General features: G+C 48.7%; 13 protein-coding genes. 11 read left to right on the top strand and 2 right to left on the bottom strand.

Annotation, left to right across the window (positions count from 1 at the left end; all coding sequences use genetic code 11):
• Nucleotides 1–69: 69 nt before the first annotated feature.
• Together INP79_RS13960 and INP79_RS13955 are read right to left on the bottom strand one after the other, a co-directional pair.
• Nucleotides 70–963, bottom strand: coding sequence for a reverse transcriptase family protein (locus INP79_RS13960; RefSeq protein WP_194754840.1), 894 nt, complete (start codon nucleotides 961–963; stop codon nucleotides 70–72).
• Entirely contained in the window at nucleotides 956–1,261 is a 306-nt protein-coding gene (locus INP79_RS13955; RefSeq protein WP_194754839.1) for a helix-turn-helix transcriptional regulator, read from the bottom strand. The genes INP79_RS13960 and INP79_RS13955 overlap by 8 nt, the downstream gene beginning before the upstream one ends.
• Before the next feature lie 705 nt (nucleotides 1,262–1,966).
• Here INP79_RS13955 and INP79_RS13950 point away from each other — a divergent pair.
• The 11 genes from INP79_RS13950 (at nucleotide 1,967) to INP79_RS13905 (ending at nucleotide 17,121) form a co-directional block, all read left to right on the top strand.
• The gene (locus INP79_RS13950) at nucleotides 1,967–2,146 is read left to right on the top strand and encodes a hypothetical protein (protein WP_019883446.1); all 180 of its coding nucleotides are present in this window, start codon (nucleotides 1,967–1,969) and stop codon (nucleotides 2,144–2,146) included.
• Nucleotides 2,147–2,195: 49 nt separating this feature from the next.
• The gene (locus tag INP79_RS13945; RefSeq protein ID WP_194754838.1) at nucleotides 2,196–2,453 is read left to right on the top strand and encodes a hypothetical protein; all 258 of its coding nucleotides are present in this window, start codon (nucleotides 2,196–2,198) and stop codon (nucleotides 2,451–2,453) included.
• A 143-nt stretch (nucleotides 2,454–2,596) separates the two neighbouring features.
• Nucleotides 2,597–5,203, top strand: coding sequence for an aminopeptidase N (gene pepN / locus INP79_RS13940; protein ID WP_194754837.1), 2,607 nt, complete (start codon nucleotides 2,597–2,599; stop codon nucleotides 5,201–5,203).
• A gap of 243 nt (nucleotides 5,204–5,446) precedes the next feature.
• Nucleotides 5,447–7,207, top strand: a complete 1,761-nt coding sequence (locus INP79_RS13935; protein ID WP_228520035.1) for a ShlB/FhaC/HecB family hemolysin secretion/activation protein — start codon at nucleotides 5,447–5,449, stop codon at nucleotides 7,205–7,207.
• 49 nt (nucleotides 7,208–7,256) lie between these two features.
• Nucleotides 7,257–14,213, top strand: coding sequence for a hemagglutinin repeat-containing protein (locus INP79_RS13930; RefSeq protein ID WP_194754836.1), 6,957 nt, complete (start codon nucleotides 7,257–7,259; stop codon nucleotides 14,211–14,213).
• Complete coding sequence (locus tag INP79_RS13925) at nucleotides 14,210–14,809, top strand: hypothetical protein (RefSeq protein ID WP_194754835.1); 600 nt, start codon at nucleotides 14,210–14,212, stop codon at nucleotides 14,807–14,809. Before INP79_RS13930 ends, INP79_RS13925 begins: the two co-directional genes overlap by 4 nt.
• Nucleotides 14,806–14,940: a hypothetical protein gene (locus INP79_RS15555; protein ID WP_255520559.1), complete on the top strand. Its 135-nt coding sequence runs from the start codon at nucleotides 14,806–14,808 to the stop codon at nucleotides 14,938–14,940. Before INP79_RS13925 ends, INP79_RS15555 begins: the two co-directional genes overlap by 4 nt.
• The gene (locus tag INP79_RS13920) at nucleotides 14,940–15,440 is read left to right on the top strand and encodes a hypothetical protein (protein ID WP_194754834.1); all 501 of its coding nucleotides are present in this window, start codon (nucleotides 14,940–14,942) and stop codon (nucleotides 15,438–15,440) included. The genes INP79_RS15555 and INP79_RS13920 overlap by 1 nt, the downstream gene beginning before the upstream one ends.
• Nucleotides 15,440–15,700, top strand: coding sequence for a hypothetical protein (locus INP79_RS13915; protein ID WP_194754833.1), 261 nt, complete (start codon nucleotides 15,440–15,442; stop codon nucleotides 15,698–15,700). The genes INP79_RS13920 and INP79_RS13915 overlap by 1 nt, the downstream gene beginning before the upstream one ends.
• A gap of 129 nt (nucleotides 15,701–15,829) precedes the next feature.
• Nucleotides 15,830–16,096 (top strand): hypothetical protein, encoded by a 267-nt coding sequence (locus tag INP79_RS13910; RefSeq protein WP_194754832.1) that lies wholly within the window; start codon nucleotides 15,830–15,832, stop codon nucleotides 16,094–16,096.
• A gap of 56 nt (nucleotides 16,097–16,152) precedes the next feature.
• A complete protein-coding gene (locus INP79_RS13905; RefSeq protein ID WP_194754831.1) occupies nucleotides 16,153–17,121 on the top strand; it encodes a hypothetical protein in 969 nt (322 codons plus the stop codon).
• The last annotated feature ends 6 nt before the right edge of the window (nucleotides 17,122–17,127 follow it).

The raw sequence follows: 17,127 nt of genomic DNA, 5'->3' as shown, positions 1-17,127 counted from the left end.
TAATCCGACTAAATCCGTTCGTAGCTTAGAAATAGCTTTATGACTATCTCTGTTTTCGTAATGAGTTGATTATGAATATCTTAAGGGGGTATTGCAGTCGACACCATCATTCACTTTTTTAATTTGCTGGGAAAACTGCAGCTTGCCTTTTAGGGACTTAATTAGAGCGGACCTATGCTCTGAAGGTACTGAGGTGGCGATTGCTTTTCGCGCCTCCGTAATGCTGAGTAGTCTCTCATTCGGCACTTTGCATTGATTGCAGTGTACCGCTACGCCAGTAACAATCTTAGTTGCTGATTTGGTATAAGTAATAGTTTTCTTTTTACTATATTTATAGCCATGGCGATTGATCAGTCTTGTAACTCTATTGATGAGTTCTCTTGATGCATTTGTGCCTGAAATAGTTAGATCATCCACGTACAGAGTGAACGTGCAGCCTGTTTTCTTTGCGAGATCATTTACATTATCGAAGAGGGGTTTATTCGCGAAGAATGCTACATAGCCGCTAATCGAGCTGCCGGTAGGTAGAAACTTTTGCTGAAAGCAGCAGATATTCGCAAGTATCATCGCTATATCGTTTGCGCACTTAAACTCTCTAACAAACATCTCTTTGACTTTATGAGCTGAAGTGTTTGGATAAAATCCCGAGATGTCTGTTTTGACTAAGGGATGATATCCTCTATGCTCATACGCATTTTCCACATATGAGCGCCCCTTTCGAGAGTAAACATAATCTGGTGTGATTATTCTTGAGAAGTATCTCGCTATTCTTTTATGTACCTCTTCTAACCAGCCGATAGGGTGTTGGATTTCTCTGTTTTTTTCATTAGTGAAAGTGCGATAGGATTCTGGTTTAAGTAATTTATCCAGTCTATTGAGATGAATATGCAATACTGATTCAAGCTGCTTTTTGCCGCGAATTGCGTAAAGAGGAGATTGATCGATTGAATATTGCTTACGCATTCTCTTCTAATGTTTCTTTCTCATTAATCCATTCAAGTAACCGCAGAATTTTATCTGCAGCCGCGATTCTTAACTTTTGAGTCGATGATGAGTTTCCAAGTTGCTCAGAAAACAGCATTATCGAAGAAACAGGCATCTTGAAGGTAATTGAATACTTTGTAAGCAAATCAATACCAGGAGTCTTTTCACCCTTTTCAATTTCGCAAAGGTAGGAGTTGGAAATATCAAGTTTTTTAGCCAAATCTGTTTGGCTGTATTGATGATATGTTCTGAGTAATTTAAGTGCTCTGTTCAGCATGATTTCACCGTTAAAAATAAGAGGGTGTTAGCCCGCAAAGTGATCGTAGATTTTCAGAACCAGATTGAATATGTTTAGGGCAAATACAGCAATCCTAAAAATAATCGGCCTTCGAAACCACGATTTAACCTTGCTAGCCAACCCTTGACGCTTTGTGGGTTTAGGACTGCACATGGCAATTCTCCTTGGTTATCTCGTTTGCACCATGCAAACGATCCGCTTACATAACCTTGAAGAGCTAGCATCAAGTTTTAACCTCTTATCCAAATGCACGTCTGAAACCGTTTTTCAGACGTGCCTGCATCGAGTCAGACTACGTTCGTAACTTGGAATGTTACTTGGTCAGTACATGAGCGGGATACACGTTAGAGCCTAGGCTCCACAGCTGATTCCTCAGCCAGTACAACGAAGCGGTTTTGCTCTTTTAACCACGAAATGATTAAAGCATATTTAAACTTCTTGTGTCAAACATTATTCGCTAATAGCGAATAATGTTTTAATTATAGGCATATATCTTCTGGTCGAAAACGTTGTCGCTTATCGCAATGGCCAAACGCGAGCATGTTAATTTGGTGCCACACATCAATTGAAGCTTAAATGTATTTCCACTATTCCTACACTGTTTTCAGTAACTGTCTGATACCGCTATCTTTCTCAGAAATTATCATTTAACTACTAAAAATTTAAATTAGATGAGGAGGCTGTATGTCATCGTTCGTTCTGTATCTTATCGGGTTCGCTATTCTGATTGGCGGGATTGCATGGGCGCTGGTTGAGGCGGGTGTGCCGCATTTGTACATTGTGATTGCTTCAGTGATACTCACCGGTATAGGTATATTAAAAGCGGTTTCACACACCCGAACTAAGGATATTTCCCGTAGCTAAGATAGGCGCAGTTTTGCTGTCGCCAAATCAAGTTTCTGAAGTGAATGTAATGAACAATCTGAATAAAACTGATTTAACGCTGGATGGCTTGAGTATTGTTGGACTGTATCTGGAAGATGTATTTTCGGTATGGGAGCATTTCGACAAAAATGCGAATAAGTACTTTACCGTTTTTATGATCAATAACTCCCGCATCACTGTGCCAGCAACTGAAGCCAATGCGGCATTACTGTATAAGAGCGGCCAGCCAGTGTCTGAGTTTGTCGTGAATGACGGTATTGTGGATGAGATTGAAATTAGCAAATAGCAGCGTGGCCTAGCCAAACTGGGCAGCTGCTGCCCGATTCATGATAATTCGTAGCAACATTTGCATGCAATTGCATTAAACCAATTGGCCTGAGCCAACTCTCAAATATAATCCCTTATATTTCCTATTCTCAGGTTATCCAAATGCGAACCGAAAACGCCGTTGCACCAAAAACCATCTACCTCAAGGACTACACACCTGCGCCTTATCACGCTGTGCAGGTAAATTTGAGTTTTAACCTGTTGCCGGGTAAAACCATTGTCACCTCTGAAGTGAAATATGTGAAAAATCCGGCGGGTGTGTCGAATGATCTGGTGCTGGATGGTGAAGATCAGAAAATCATTTCTGTTACTTTGAATGGTCAGCCATTTGATGCTTACACCGTGGCTGATGGGCAAATGACGATAACGAATCTAGGCAATGAATTCACGTTAACCATCGTCAGTGAGATTGACCCGGCAGCGAATACGGCGCTGGAGGGGTTGTATCAATCACAGGGTAACTATTGCACGCAGTGCGAGGCGGAAGGCTTCAGGCGGATTACGTACTATCAGGATCGCCCTGATGTGCTGAGTGTGTTCACCGTGCGCATTGAGGCAGATGCCAAGTTGTATCCAGTGTTGCTGTCTAACGGTAATTTGCAGGAAGAGGGCGCTTTGCCGGATGGCCGTCATTTCCGCGTCTGGCATGATCCTTTCCCTAAACCTTGTTATTTGTTTGCGCTGGTGGCGGGCGATTTGCAGCGTGTGGCGGATACGTTTACGACCATGTCTGGCCGCAAAGTGGATTTGCATATTTATGTGCGGGCTGGTGATGAAAAGCAGTGCGACCATGCGATGGAATCACTGAAAAAGTCGATGAAGTGGGATGAGGAAGTGTATGGCCGCGAGTATCAGCTCGACTTGTTCAATATCGTCGCGGTGAGCGATTTTAATATGGGCGCGATGGAAAACACCTCGCTCAATATTTTCAATACGGCGCTGGTGCTGGCGCATCAGGAAACCGCGACCGACAGCGATTTTATGAGTGTGGAAGGCGTGATTGGTCACGAGTATTTTCACAACTGGACCGGTAACCGCGTGACTTGCCGTGACTGGTTCCAGCTGTCGCTGAAAGAAGGCTTTACCGTGTTCCGTGACCAGGAGTTCAGCTCGGACCTGAACTCGCGTGCGGTGCAGCGTATCGACGATGTGAACGGTTTGCGTCGCTTGCAGTTTGCTGAAGATGGCAGTCCGCTGGCACACTCGGTACAGCCTGACCAGTTTATTGAGATCAGCAACTTTTACACCAAAACCATTTATGAAAAAGGCGCCGAACTCATCCGCATGCAGCATACCTTGCTGGGCGCGGAGACGTTCCGCAAAGCCACCGATTTGTATTTTGACCGTTATGACGGTCACGCTGTGACTTGTGATGATTTTGTGCAATGTATGGCGGATGCCTCTGGCCGTGATTTGTCGCAATTTTTCCGCTGGTATAAACAGGCGGGCACGCCGACCTTGCAAGTCAGCAGTCAGTACGATGCAGCAAAGCAAAGCTATACGCTGACTTTCAAGCAATCACAAGCTGATACGCCTGGACAAACCGATAAGCAACCACTGCATATTCCAGTGGCAATTGGTTTGCTGGACGCACAAGGCAAAGAGATTCTGCCGACCCGCGTGCTGGAAGTCACTGCGCGCGAGCAATCATTCACGTTTGTCGATTTGCCGGGTAAACCTGTACCTTCCATTTTGCGTGGCTTCTCTGCGCCAGTGAAGCTGGAAACGGATTTAAGTGATGATGATCTGCGCTTGCTGCAAGTGCATGACACTGACGGTTTTAACAAATGGGAGGCGGGCCAGACACTGGCATTGCGTACCATTCAGCGCGTGATGGCAGACCCACAAGCGGATATCAGCCAGTTTATTGCAGATGTAGGGACATTGATTGCGCAAGGCTTGAGCGGGCAGGGTGATAAAGCGCTGCTGGCGCGGGCCCTGAGTTTGCCGATGATAGGCGTGATCGGGCAGTATCTGCCCGTCATAGACCCGGCAGCGATTGATGCGGCGCGCACCAGCATCCTGACGCAGATTAAACGTGCCCATAAAGATGCATTAGCGGCGCTGTACGACGCGAATAGCAATCCGGGCACATTCTCGGTCACGCCAGAGGCGATGGGCCGCCGTGCGTTGCAAAATGCGGTGCTGGAAATCCTCACTGTCACTAATGGCACGGGTTGCGCTGCACGTGCAAAAGCGCATTATGATGCGGCAGATAATATGACCGACAGGGTCGCCGCGCTGGCTTGCCTGGCCGATAGTACCCAGCCGCAACGCGCAGAAGTGTTTGCTGACTTCTACCAGGCATTTGAAAACTATCCGCTGGTGGTCGATAAGTGGTTCTCGCTGCAAGCGCTGGCGAATCGCGATGCGATTTTTGATGACCTGGCCATGTTGCGCAAGCATCCGGATTTCAATATCAAGAACCCAAACCGCGTGCGCTCGCTGTATACCGCGTTCGCAATTAATAACCCGGTCAAATTCCACGACCCAAGCGGTAAAGGCTATGCTTTTTTGCGTGATGCGATTATCGAGCTCAACACGATTAACCCACAGATTGCCGCACGCATGGTGACGCCATTGCGCGAGTGGAAGCGTTATACACCTGCGTTACAAGCGCAGATGAAAGCGGCGCTGGAAGCGATTCTGGCGACGCCTAACCTGTCTGGCGATGTGTTTGAAGTAGTCAGTAAGAGCTTGAACGGTTAACCGCTGCGAGGTATTTAAAAAGGGAGGCGGACGCCTCCCTTTTGTTTTGGTACGGCGCAGGCGCGTGACCAATTCTATTTTTCTGTTGTTAATATTGGTTATTGATATTATCTAATGTTAATATTTGTTGTTTTAACGAATATTAACTTTGGTATGCGTGAGTTATTCTCCTCAGCAAGGCAGCGGTTATCTAAGGTCTTGCCCCATTTTTCAACATTAAGTTTTCCGGGATACTCAATTGGCTTGCTTTTGCTACTTGCTACCTATGCAGACGTGTCTAGTGCTGCAGAGCCGTTGAATCTGCCGAATGAGAATGCGCAGCAATACCAGCGTCAATTAGAGCGCGAACGGCAGTTGCAACAACAGCAACAACAGCAACAGCCGCATGTGGATACGCGCGAGGCGACTTCCCAATTGCAAAAATCGGCGATGCAGCCTTCTGAGGTCATGCCCATTGAAGAGTTACCTTGTTTTGCGATTCAGGAAGTCAGTTTAAGCTCAACCGATCAAACGATTGTGGCAGCTTTTCAGTTTGCGCTTGATGCAACGCTTAAAGCCGGCGAAAAAGGCAAGCCTTTACTCGGGCGATGCTTGGGTGTCGAGGGCATTAATGCTTTATTGGCGCGCGTGCAAAATCGCATTATCGCGCGTGGCTACGTCACTACGCGCGTGTTGGTCGGGCCGCAGGATTTGAGTGGCGGCCACCTAGTGTTAACGGTGATCCCCGGCCGTATTCATCAGATCAGGCTGGCGGCAGATGCTAATCCGCATGTGTCGTTATGGAATGCCTTACCCATGCAAGCGGGCGACTTGTTGAATCTGCGTGATATTGAGCAGGCGCTCGAGAATCTCAAACGCGTGCCAACGGCTGACGCGGATATCCGCATTGAGCCCGCCGCCGCAGAAGATGCTTCTACGCCTGGGTTAAGCGATGTGGTGATCCAGTACCAGCGGCAGTTTCCAGCACGGGTGACATTGAGTGCAGACGATGGCGGCACGCGTTCTACCGGCCGCTACCAGGGCGGCGTGACCGTGTCGCTGGATAGTGTGACCACGCTGAATGATTTACTGTATGTGAGCCATAACCAGGACCTGGGTGGCGGGCAGGACGGTCGCCGTGGTAATGAAAGCACTACAGTCAGTTACTCCATCCCCTGGGATTACTGGATGTTGGGCGTGACCGCTTCTAATAGCCATTTTTACCAGCAAGTGGCAGGCATCAACCAAAGCTATATTTTTAGCGGTGATAGCGAAAGCGTTGAGGCCAAGTTGGCACGGCTGATTTTTCGTAATGCGTTTAATAAGACCTCGCTCTCGGTCAAAACCTTTTTACGCAGCTCTAGCAACTACATTAACGAGACCGAAATTGAGGCGCAGCACCGCCGTGTGGCTGGTTTTGAATATGGGCTGGATCAAAGCTGGTATTTAGGACCTGCAGTGCTTGATTATCGCCTGGCTTACCGCAGGGGCACTGGGGCTTATCACAGTCTGGCGGCACCAGAACAGGCGTTTGGTGAGGGCACTTCGCGCATGCGGTTATGGTTGGCCGATATAAATTTCAGAGCCCCTTTTCAATTACACATGCCGTGGGGCGCTCAAGCCTTGCAATACGGTGCCAATCTCAGGGCGCAAAGTAACCTCACCCCGCTCACGCCGCAAGACCGTTTCAGCCTGGGTAACCGCTATACCGTGCGCGGTTTTAATGGCGAGCAATTGTTGCTCGGTGACCACGGCTGGTTTTTGCGCAACGAGTTGTTGGTGCCATTTGCCAGTAGCAGCCACGCCGTTTATCTAGGCGTCGATTACGGTGAAGTGGGCGGGCAATCCACACGCTATTTGCCGGGCAAGCAACTGGCCGGTGCCGTGCTCGGCCTGCGCGGCAATATTGCCGTCAAGGCCGCTCAACTCAATTACGACCTGTTCTGGGGGCAGCCACTGCATGTGCCAGAGGGCATGCAGGCCGATGGCAGCGTGACCGGATTTAACCTGAATGTCAGCTTTTAGCTGCTAACAATCACAAGCAAGGCAAAGTGAGATTGCAATGAACACACACATGTATCGTATTGTTTTTAACCAGTTGCGTGGTATGTGGATGGTGGTGGCCGAAGTCGTCAGCACAAGAGGCAAACTTAAAAGCAGCCAAAAGCGCAGCGCGTCAAAGGGTGCGCTTCCTCAGCAAGCATTCGCGCTGACACGTACGGCACAGTGGGCCTTGCTAGCGTTTGGCAGCATGGCGTTCGTGACCGCACAAGCTGATATTGTCGCTGATCCAGGCGCACCGGCATCACAGCAGCCCTTTCTGACCAACGCCGCGAACGGCGTGCCATTGGTTAATATCCAAACACCCGATAGTCATGGGCTCTCGCACAATACCTATCAACAGTTTGACGTGATGCAAAATGGTGTGATTCTCAACAATAGCCGCACCAATGTACAGACCCAGCTAGGTGGCTGGGTGCAGGGCAACCCAAATCTGGCGACAGGCACGGCGCGCACGATTTTGAACGAGGTGAATTCTACGCAGCCCAGCCTGCTGAATGGGTTTATTGAAGTCGCCGGTAGCCGTGCGCAAGTCATTGTGGCTAACCCGGCAGGTATTAGCTGCAATGGTTGTGGATTTATTAATGCCTGGCGTGCCACATTGACCACGGGCACCCCGGTGTTTACTGGTGGCGATTTAAGCGCATACCGCGTCACCGGTGGTGTGATCCAGTTTCTTGGTACAGGCATGGATACCAGCGCGATGGACTACACCGATATCATCAGCCGCGCCGTGGTGGCTAATGCAGGGGTGTGGGCCAAAACCTTGAATGTTGTACTCGGCACACAGCAGGTGAATGTCGCCAGCAATGGCGATATCGGCACCCTGACGCCTGTTGCTGCCCGCAATGAGCCTGTGCCACAGGTGGCGCTGGATGTCGCCGCGCTGGGCGGGATGTATGCAGGCAAGATACACCTGATAGGCACTGAATTGGGTTTGGGGGTAAATAACCAGGGCGTGATCGCTGCTACCACAGGTGAGTTGAGTATGAATATCAACGGGCAGTTAAGCAACCACAATAGCCTCGTGGCGCAAGGCAATATGGCGCTGAAGAGTAGCAGCCTGCAAAACACTGGCGAGGTGTTGTCTGGTGCTGACATGCACATTGATACTGGTGATTTAAACAACCAGAATAAAATCATTGCAGCTACGTCATTGACCGTGAATGCCAACCACATCAGCAATGCCAACGCCTTATTGGCTGCCGGGCAGGATATGAATATGACTGCTAATCAATTATCTGGTGATGGCCGGGTGATTGCTGGCGGCAACCTCACCGCCAACTTGCAGCAAGACTACCTGCAAACCACAGGCTTGATGCAGGCCGATGGCGATCTGTCATTATCTTCCCTTGGCGCCATTGTGAATCAGACCAGCATCCTGGCAGGAAACACGCTGCTGATTCAGGCTGATCGATTAAACAATAGCGGTGAGTTAAGCGGTGCGGATACCGAATTGACGATCATCGATACCTTGATGAACACGGGTTTGATTGATGGCAGCAATACGTTTATTCAAGCAGATACCTTGACTAATCAGGGTACGGGCCAAATCTTTGGTGACCATGTGGCGATTCAAGCTCGCCGCTTAAATAACCTGGCGCAAACCGTGAACGGTGTCAGTGATGCTGCCACCATCGCTGCCCGTGAGCGTCTTGAACTTGGCGTGTCTGAGGCCTTGGTCAATCAGTCCGGCAGCATGATTTTCAGTCTGGGCGAACTGTCTATCGGTCGCGAACTGGATGCACAGCATGGCGCAACAGGCCAGGGTGATAGTCTGGTGAATAGCGATGCCACCATAGAAGCCGATGGCAATATGCAACTCAATATGGCCTCTATCCAGAACTTGAATGCAGGAGTGACGACGGAATCTGTGGAGACGGGCACCGTCAGTTATGACCAGTTTACTCCCCGAGGCCAAGGTGGTTTGTATAACAGCCAGGATTATCCGTTGTGGCAAATTGGCAACGAAAATATCTCCTGGCGTTATGGCAGTACTTACAACTTACCGTTTAATTTTCGCGAATACTGGCGCTATATTTACCACGGGACTACTTTTGAGACACGCGTTGTTTCTAGCCAACCCGCCGGAATCATCGCTGGCGGCAACCTGACCCTGCTGGGTAATGTCACTAACAGTGATAGTCGTATCATTGCGGGTGGCGATTTAACACACAGCGGCGGCAGTTTGAATAACCTCAATACCACGGGCGACACCACCACGACCTATCGTGGTACCGCGTACTACTATGACTATGATGGCAGCGGTGGTGGTTTTGATTACGATATTGACAGTTATCCCTATCAGCCTGCCCCTGCGGTGACCACCACGCCGTTGCCAACCACACAATACCTGGCCAATACGGTCACCACCAGCAATGGCCAGGTAGCAAGCCTGAATACCAATACCCTGGGCAACCAACGACCGGACGAAGTGCGCTTAAACACCCTCACCAGTTTATATCGCCAGACAGACCCCGGTGCTGATTACCTGATTGAAACCAGCCCCCGCTTTGCGAATGTCGGCCAATGGTTAAGTTCTGATTATATGCTGAGCCAACTCAGTTACGACCCCGCCTATCAAACCAAGCGCCTGGGCGATGGGTTTTACGAGCAAAAGCTGGTACGCGAACAGATTAACCAGCTCACCGGCAGGCGCTTTTTGTCTGGTTACAGCAACGACCAGACACAATACCAGGCATTAATGACTAATGGCATCACCTTTGCCACCGCACATCAACTGTTGCCAGGTGTCGCCTTGAGCGAGGCACAAGTGGCACAACTCACCAGTGATATCGTCTGGTTGGTCACAAAAACCGTCACGCTGCCAGATGGCAGCACCACGCAAGCGCTGGTGCCGCAAGTGTATACACGCTTAACTGCCGGTGACTTAAGCAATACCGGTAGCCTGATTTCCGGCCAAACCCTTAATATCAACCTCAATACTGCGCAGTCTGGGCAAAATATCCTCATTAATAGCGGTACCTTGTCCGGGCAGCAAGCCCTGTCAATCCAGGCCGATAATATTCAAAACCTGCTAGGTCAAATCACGGGTAAAACCGTCAGCCTCAAGGCGCAACAAGACATCCTGAACCAGGGCGGCAGTATCCGCGCGCAACAAGCACTCACCCTCAATGCAGGCAATGATATCCAGGTAGAAAGCACCACCTTTAATAGCAATAACAGTGCACAAACCGGGTTGCAACGCGGAACACTCGGTTATTCTGAGCGTACCGGCATAGACCGCGTGGCTGGCCTTTATGTCACTGACAGCGCCAACGGCGTGCTCGTTGCCATGGCAGGCGGCAATATCAAGCTCGATGCCGCACAAATCACCAACAACAGCACAAACGGCGTCACCGCACTCACGGCTGGCAACAATATAGACCTCACCACACAAAATACAGGCTTAAGCACCAGTGCCGGGGCGGCCAAAAACTACATCAAACGCAGCACCACTGAAGAAGTCGGTACCCAGATCAACACTGCAGGTGATATGCAACTGCAAGCAGGCAATAAACTGGAAATGCGTGCTGCTAATATCACCAGCGAGCAAGGCAGCATCAGCGCACAAGCCAGTGAGATCGATATCAAAGCCGGTAAAGCCACCCTGGATAGCGACCAATACCGCAAAACCAGCAAGTCTGGTTTTATGAGCAGCAGTAAAACCCAGCGGCGGGATACCGAGCATGATGAAACGGCGATTGGCAGTAATATCAGTGGTGAGAAGGTCATTCTGCAAGCGAATGGTAGCGGGCAAGGCAATATTGCAGTCCAGGGCAGCAATATCGTCTCCACCAGCGGCACCACTTTACAAGCCGATGGTGATATTGCCATCACCTCGGCCACCAATACGCAAAGCGAAACCCATAGCAAAGAGGTCAAGAAGAGTGGTTTTGGTGCCAGCGGCACCAGTATCGGTTATAGCAAGAGCAAGCTAAACCAGAATGTAGATAGCACCTCCACCACGCAAACAGCCAGCACAGTCGGTAGTGTTGAGGGCGATGTAGTCATTGAAGCAGGCAAGACCTACACCCAAACCGCCAGTGATGTGATCGCCCCGCAAGGCGATATTGATATCACCGCCCAAAAGGTAGATATCACATCGGCAGCAAACAGCTCAAAACAAACCACCGAGACCAAGTACAAACAAAGCGGCATTTCGTTAAGTATCTCCAACCCGGTGATCAATGCGATCCAAACCGTTAACCAGATGAAAGAGGCCGCCAGCAACACCAGTGATAGCCGCATGCAAGCGCTCGCGGCAGGCACGGCAGCCCTGTCTGGCAAGAATGCCTATGATGCGGTGAAATCAGGCATGGCAAGCTCTGGTACCAACGCTGCACAACAAGCCGGGGGAGTGAATATCAGCCTTTCTATAGGCACCTCAAAGAGTAGTAGCACCTCTACCCAGACCACAACTACAGCACAAGGCAGCCAGGTTACTGCTGGTCAAAACATCAGCATCACTGCAACTGGCGCTGGTGAACAATCTGACATCACCGTGATTGGCAGCCAGATCAAGGCCGGAGAAAACGCTACTCTCAAAGCAGATGATCAGGTCAACCTGCTTGCCGCAAAAAACACCGACACCCTCAATAGCAAAAACAAAGGCAGTAGCGCCAGCGTAGGCATAGGTTTCAGTGTTGGTGGATCACAAAATGGCTTTACTTTACAAGCTGGTGTTTCTGGTAACAAAGGAAAAACTGATGGTAGCGACACCACCTGGACTGAAACGCAGGTAGAAGCAGGCAATAAGGCTACATTGCAAAGCGGCACCGATACCAGCCTGATTGGCGCACAAGTCAGGGGCAAGCAGGTGGTTGCCGATGTAGGGACTTCTGGCCAGGGCAATCTCAATGTAGAGAGCTTGCAAGACACCAGCGCCTATAAAAGCAAACAAAGCAGTGCTGGCATCAGTGCAGGCATATGCGTCCCACCATTCTGCGCAGGCGCATCTGGTGGCTCGGTGTCTGCCAGCAATTCAAAAATCAACAGCGATTACGCCAGTGTCAATGAGCAGTCTGGTATTTACGCCGGGGATGGCGGCTTTCAGGTCAATGTGAATGGCGACACAGACCTCAAGGGCGCAGTAATCGCGAGTACTGACAAAGCGATTCAGGACAACAAGAACAGCCTCACCACCAACACACTTACTACCAGCAATATTGAGAACAAGGCGGAATACAAGGCTAGTTCTACGAGCTTGGGGGCTGGTTATGGCAGTGTAGGCAAGAACCAGCAAGGGCAAGCATCTTCTGGTGGAGACCGCGTGCCCGGCACCACACTGCCTAGTCTGGGTGGATTCTCTGCCACTGTTCCGGTTGCCATGAAAGCCAGTGATGATGCCAGTTCTACCACTGTCAGTGCTATCAGTGGCGGCAGTGTCACGATTCAAGACAATGTTGTACAGCAAAGCAAAACAGGCAAGGACGCAACAACAACCATTGCCACCCTCAATCGGGATGTCCATGTTGATGACCAAGGGAGTGCGGTAGATAGGCAGGGTAATAGTACGGCAGCGACTGTGACGCCGATCTTCGATGCAGAAAAACGCAAGGAGATCAGCGCTGCTTTCGAGATTGTGCACGCCTTCACCAATGAATCCAGCACCTTCCTCGCTAATCGTGTGAAAGAAAGCACAGAGGCACAAACCAAGCTGGAAGCGGAGCTGAAAAAGCCTGAGGGCACGCGTAATCTTGCAGTGATAGAACAATCAGTGAAAGTGTTACAAGACAACCAGATATGGGATGTAGGTAGCACTGGACGGATTGCGCTTACTGCAATCACTGGGGCTTTGAGCGGCAATGTGACCGGCACCACCAGTAACCTGTTGCAAAACGCCACTCTCTTTAGTCTGCAATCGCTAGGCGCACAGCAGATCAAGAACATGGCAGACGCGCTTGGTGGAGAAGGTAGTGCTGCGCATACCGCCTTACACGCCATTTTGGCGTGTGGCGGAGCTAGCGCGGCTGGGAGTGATTGCGGAACTGCTGCGTTGGCATCAAGTGCAGGTGTCGTGATAAATACGTTACTGGATGGTGTTGAGGGCAAAACCGCCATAAACCTGACACCTGCCGAAAAAGAAGCCAGGGCCAGACTGCTCAACACCATTATCACTGGCACCACCGCGACGCTGGGCGGCGATGCCGCAACTGCGCAAATCGCGTCACAGATAGAAACTGAAAACAATGCCTTATTTCTGGCAATTCCCGCGGTTGAGGTTGCAATAGATGGCGCTATTGCTGGTACAGCAGCTGCGGTGAGATATTGTGCGACTAATCCGGTATGCCGCCAAAAAGCGGCTGAGCTTGGCATCAAGTCTGTGGCCACTGTGGCGGTCGCGATGGGTATTGATGTGGCAAGCAACCATCCTGAGGGTAAGCCGATTACGCCTATTGTGACGCCGCCCATGATTACGCCGATTGAAGCCAAGAAGGAATATGGCTTACCGCCGTTCGGCAACCCTGAAGAAATGGCAAGCTGGGTGGACAAGGTGTTGATTGGCTACCCGGCAGAGGATGTCAACAAATGGCTGGATGACTTTGTTAAGATATATCCCGCAGGCGAGCAGCAGAGTATTAAAGACCAGATTCTGCTTTCTGTACAAGAGAATAAAGCTTATCACGATGAAAAAGTGGCAGATGTTAAGTCTGAACTGAGATCTCAAGGTTACGATGTTAGCAATAGAGAGGTCAGCTTTAGATCGGCGGCTGGTAATGGTAGAACAAGGCCAGATATTTTTGCGGTGTCGCAAGATGGAAAAATAAAGCTGATTGAGGTTAAAACTGGTAGTGCAGATCTAAGTATCCGACAAACTGAAATTTACCCCCAAATTGCAAATGGGGACTCTATCCCTGTAGGAGAAGTAGCAAGAAGATTAGGTTTGAGGCCTATACCATTAAAAGAGCAAAACTACCCAGATGGCATACCAATTGAAGTTAGGAATTTTACGGGAAGAACTAAATGATAAAAATGAAAGAGGTGCGCGAGCTATTCAAAGCTCAGGGCTGGTTGTCAAGGAGGGACGAAGCAGGTGATTTAATTCTTATCTTGCCTTTGAAAGATCGAATTTTGGATATTATCCCTACTTTGAAAAAAACCTATGTTGATAAGACCTACATCTCAATGGTGGAAACTTTTAGTTGTATACACTCGGTTACAACTGAAGAGTTTAATCATACACTTTCGATCATAGATCCAACAGATAAAGGAGGGTATCCAATTGTTACAAATATATTTGACCCAAACGCGATAAAGATTCAAAAAGAATCCATTGTGGCAGAAGATATCATTAACTTCATTCCTGCTTTAGTCGATTGGGCATATGCGGCTGATATTGAGGAAGGGCTCAAAAAGTATAGAGCGTTACCTACAGATTCTGCTGGGAGCAGACCCTTTTTGCATCTTGCCGCTCTGGCTTGTCATGGGAACGTAGATACTTTGCTGAAATATCAGCAGTCTTTTGAACAAGGAGATAGGCTGGGATTTGTACCATATATTACAAAAGAGATGATTGATCGGGCTGTGGAATATGCGAAGCAGATATATGTAGTTAAAAGTTGAACCGAACTAGCTCTAAACAACATTTAAATCAAGGCAGCATCAGTGCACAACAAGCACTCACCCTCAATGCAGGCAATGATATCCAGGTAGAAAGCACCACCTTTAATAGCAATAACAGCGCACAGAAGTGATGGCAACGCCGCAGGTGCAAGCACTTATTAAAGAAATTCAGGCAGGGAATCCTAATATGCCACAAGGTATCGTGGAAAAGCTCACAAAGGATTATATTGAGTCTGGATTGATGCTACCTAACCCAGCAATTGCAACGCAAGGCAGTGTGTTAGTTAAAGTAATGCCAGCTGGCCAATCACCAAGCGCTTTTACCGGTTATTGGATGAGTCCCGAGCAGGCAAGAGCAATTGCGACAATGACACCAGAGCAAGCCAGTCAAGTACTGGGGTTACCAGCTAGCCAAGCGACCAACATTCAAAAAAATGGCTTAGACTTTTATGCCATAACGCCTAAACCTGGTATCACGGCCAATGTGTTTGTATCAAGTGTTGCAGAAACCAGTCAAGGCACGACTAGTATGACGGGAGGAGCGCAACAGGTGATTGTGCCCAATAGAAATCAATGGACAACGCCTATAGCTGTGAATCCATTTAGTTTGCGCACTACAGGAGTTAAGTGATGAATGTACAAAAGTTACAAGCTAAAGCGTGTGCATTACGCCTTTTACTTGGAAAGTACGCTAGTGCTGATAGTGATGTAAAAGAAGCCTATGAGCGAATAGCAACTTTTCTTGATGCAGTTGATGCTGGTCAGGTTTCTAAACCTACGAAATTTGAATACGGCTGGATATTTTTCAGAGGGGATAATAATTTATTAGCTTATCTTGATCTTTGCGAGGCTGCTGCAGAGTTTGCCAACGAAATGGAAGATGGGTTGTAACGCCTAAAGTGGTGCATCTATTCAACAAGGTGAGTATTCAGCCGCAGGCGGTGCACAGCAAGTAATCGTACCTGACCGCGAGCTTTGGACTGCTCCAACAAAAATTGGTGAAATAAAAGGAGCCAAGTAATGAATAAGCAATCGCTCAAAGAAAAGGCTATAGCCCTCGAAAAAGCATTTATTGAATACTCGAAGATATCAAATGATATTAAGAGACTGTCTGCTTACCAGCCACTGGTTGCCGCCATTTTAGACGCTAAAAATGGAACTATTAATGAGTCCAGAGAACTGCAGCTTAGTTACTGGTTATTTGAAACAGATATTCAATCATATCCAGTGTTTGAGCAAGCGCTAGCAGAGTTTTCTTTAGAGTTAGGCGGATTTAATACTGAATAAGTGGTTGCTTAGGTGCGAGTGTAGGTGGAACAGGTGGCGCTGGTACTGCTTTGGTCGTGGATACGAATAATAGGCAGTTGCACCCGGTTGAAGAAGACTGGATTAAGGCTAATGCCAAGAAATACGCCCAACAACGTGGCATTTCAGAAACACAAGCCATGAGTGAACTGACACAGCAAGCTTTAAAAGATGTTGATCTTATTTGGCGTGCACAACTCAGTGATGGTGATAATACTGCTGCACAAGCATTCTTGAGTAGCTCCAAGCAAACATTTACTAATGAACTAGGTGAGCAGCAAACACTATTTACAGCCCCTACCAATCAACTGTTACGCCCGGAAATGTTTGTTGACAGTGCAGACCCCAAGTTTTATCAGAACTTTGCGCAGTCAGGCATTACTCGTGACCTAAGCTCAGGCTTGGCTAAAGAGTTTAAAGATATCGGCTTAAACAGCCTTAAAACGGCTGCCGACATTACCAGCTATGCCAAAGCCAACCCTGGTCAGGCGACAATGGCTGTGCTAAATGGTGTCTGGAATGTGGTGACAAACTCACCGCAAATAGTAATAGACAGTTTTAAAGAAACAGGTAATGCCCTAGGGGAAGGTGCAGCCGTTGCGCTCAATGCCGACTTGAGCCAAAAGCTCAATGCTATTTATGGGTCAGATGTTGCCGGATTACAAAAAGCCGAATTTGCCATACGTGTAGCTTTAGCCATCACAGGTGCCAGTGCGACAGCCAAGGCCGGTACAACCGCGGGTAGTAAAGTCACAGAGGCAGTGAGTAGCAAGCTCGATGATGTTGCTAAACATGTATCAAAACAGCTTGATAGTGTCGCAGAACAAGCATTGCTTAAATCTGGCGGCAAATTTGATATCATTGGCAACCCGATCCTGGACATGAAATCGCTGACGAATGACCAGAAACGTGTGATGGGTGAGCTGTTTGGTGAAAACACCGTAAACCAGATTATCCCTGATGGGCAGAAACTGGCAGCAATGGGATTGATGATCTTTACAAAGTAAACCGAC

It is taken from the genome of Methylophilus sp. QUAN (genome assembly GCF_015354445.1).
Taxonomy (GTDB): Bacteria; Pseudomonadota; Gammaproteobacteria; order Burkholderiales; family Methylophilaceae; genus Methylophilus.
The sequence above is the reverse complement of the archived record's forward strand: the minus strand, read 5'-3'. Positions and strand labels throughout refer to the sequence as shown.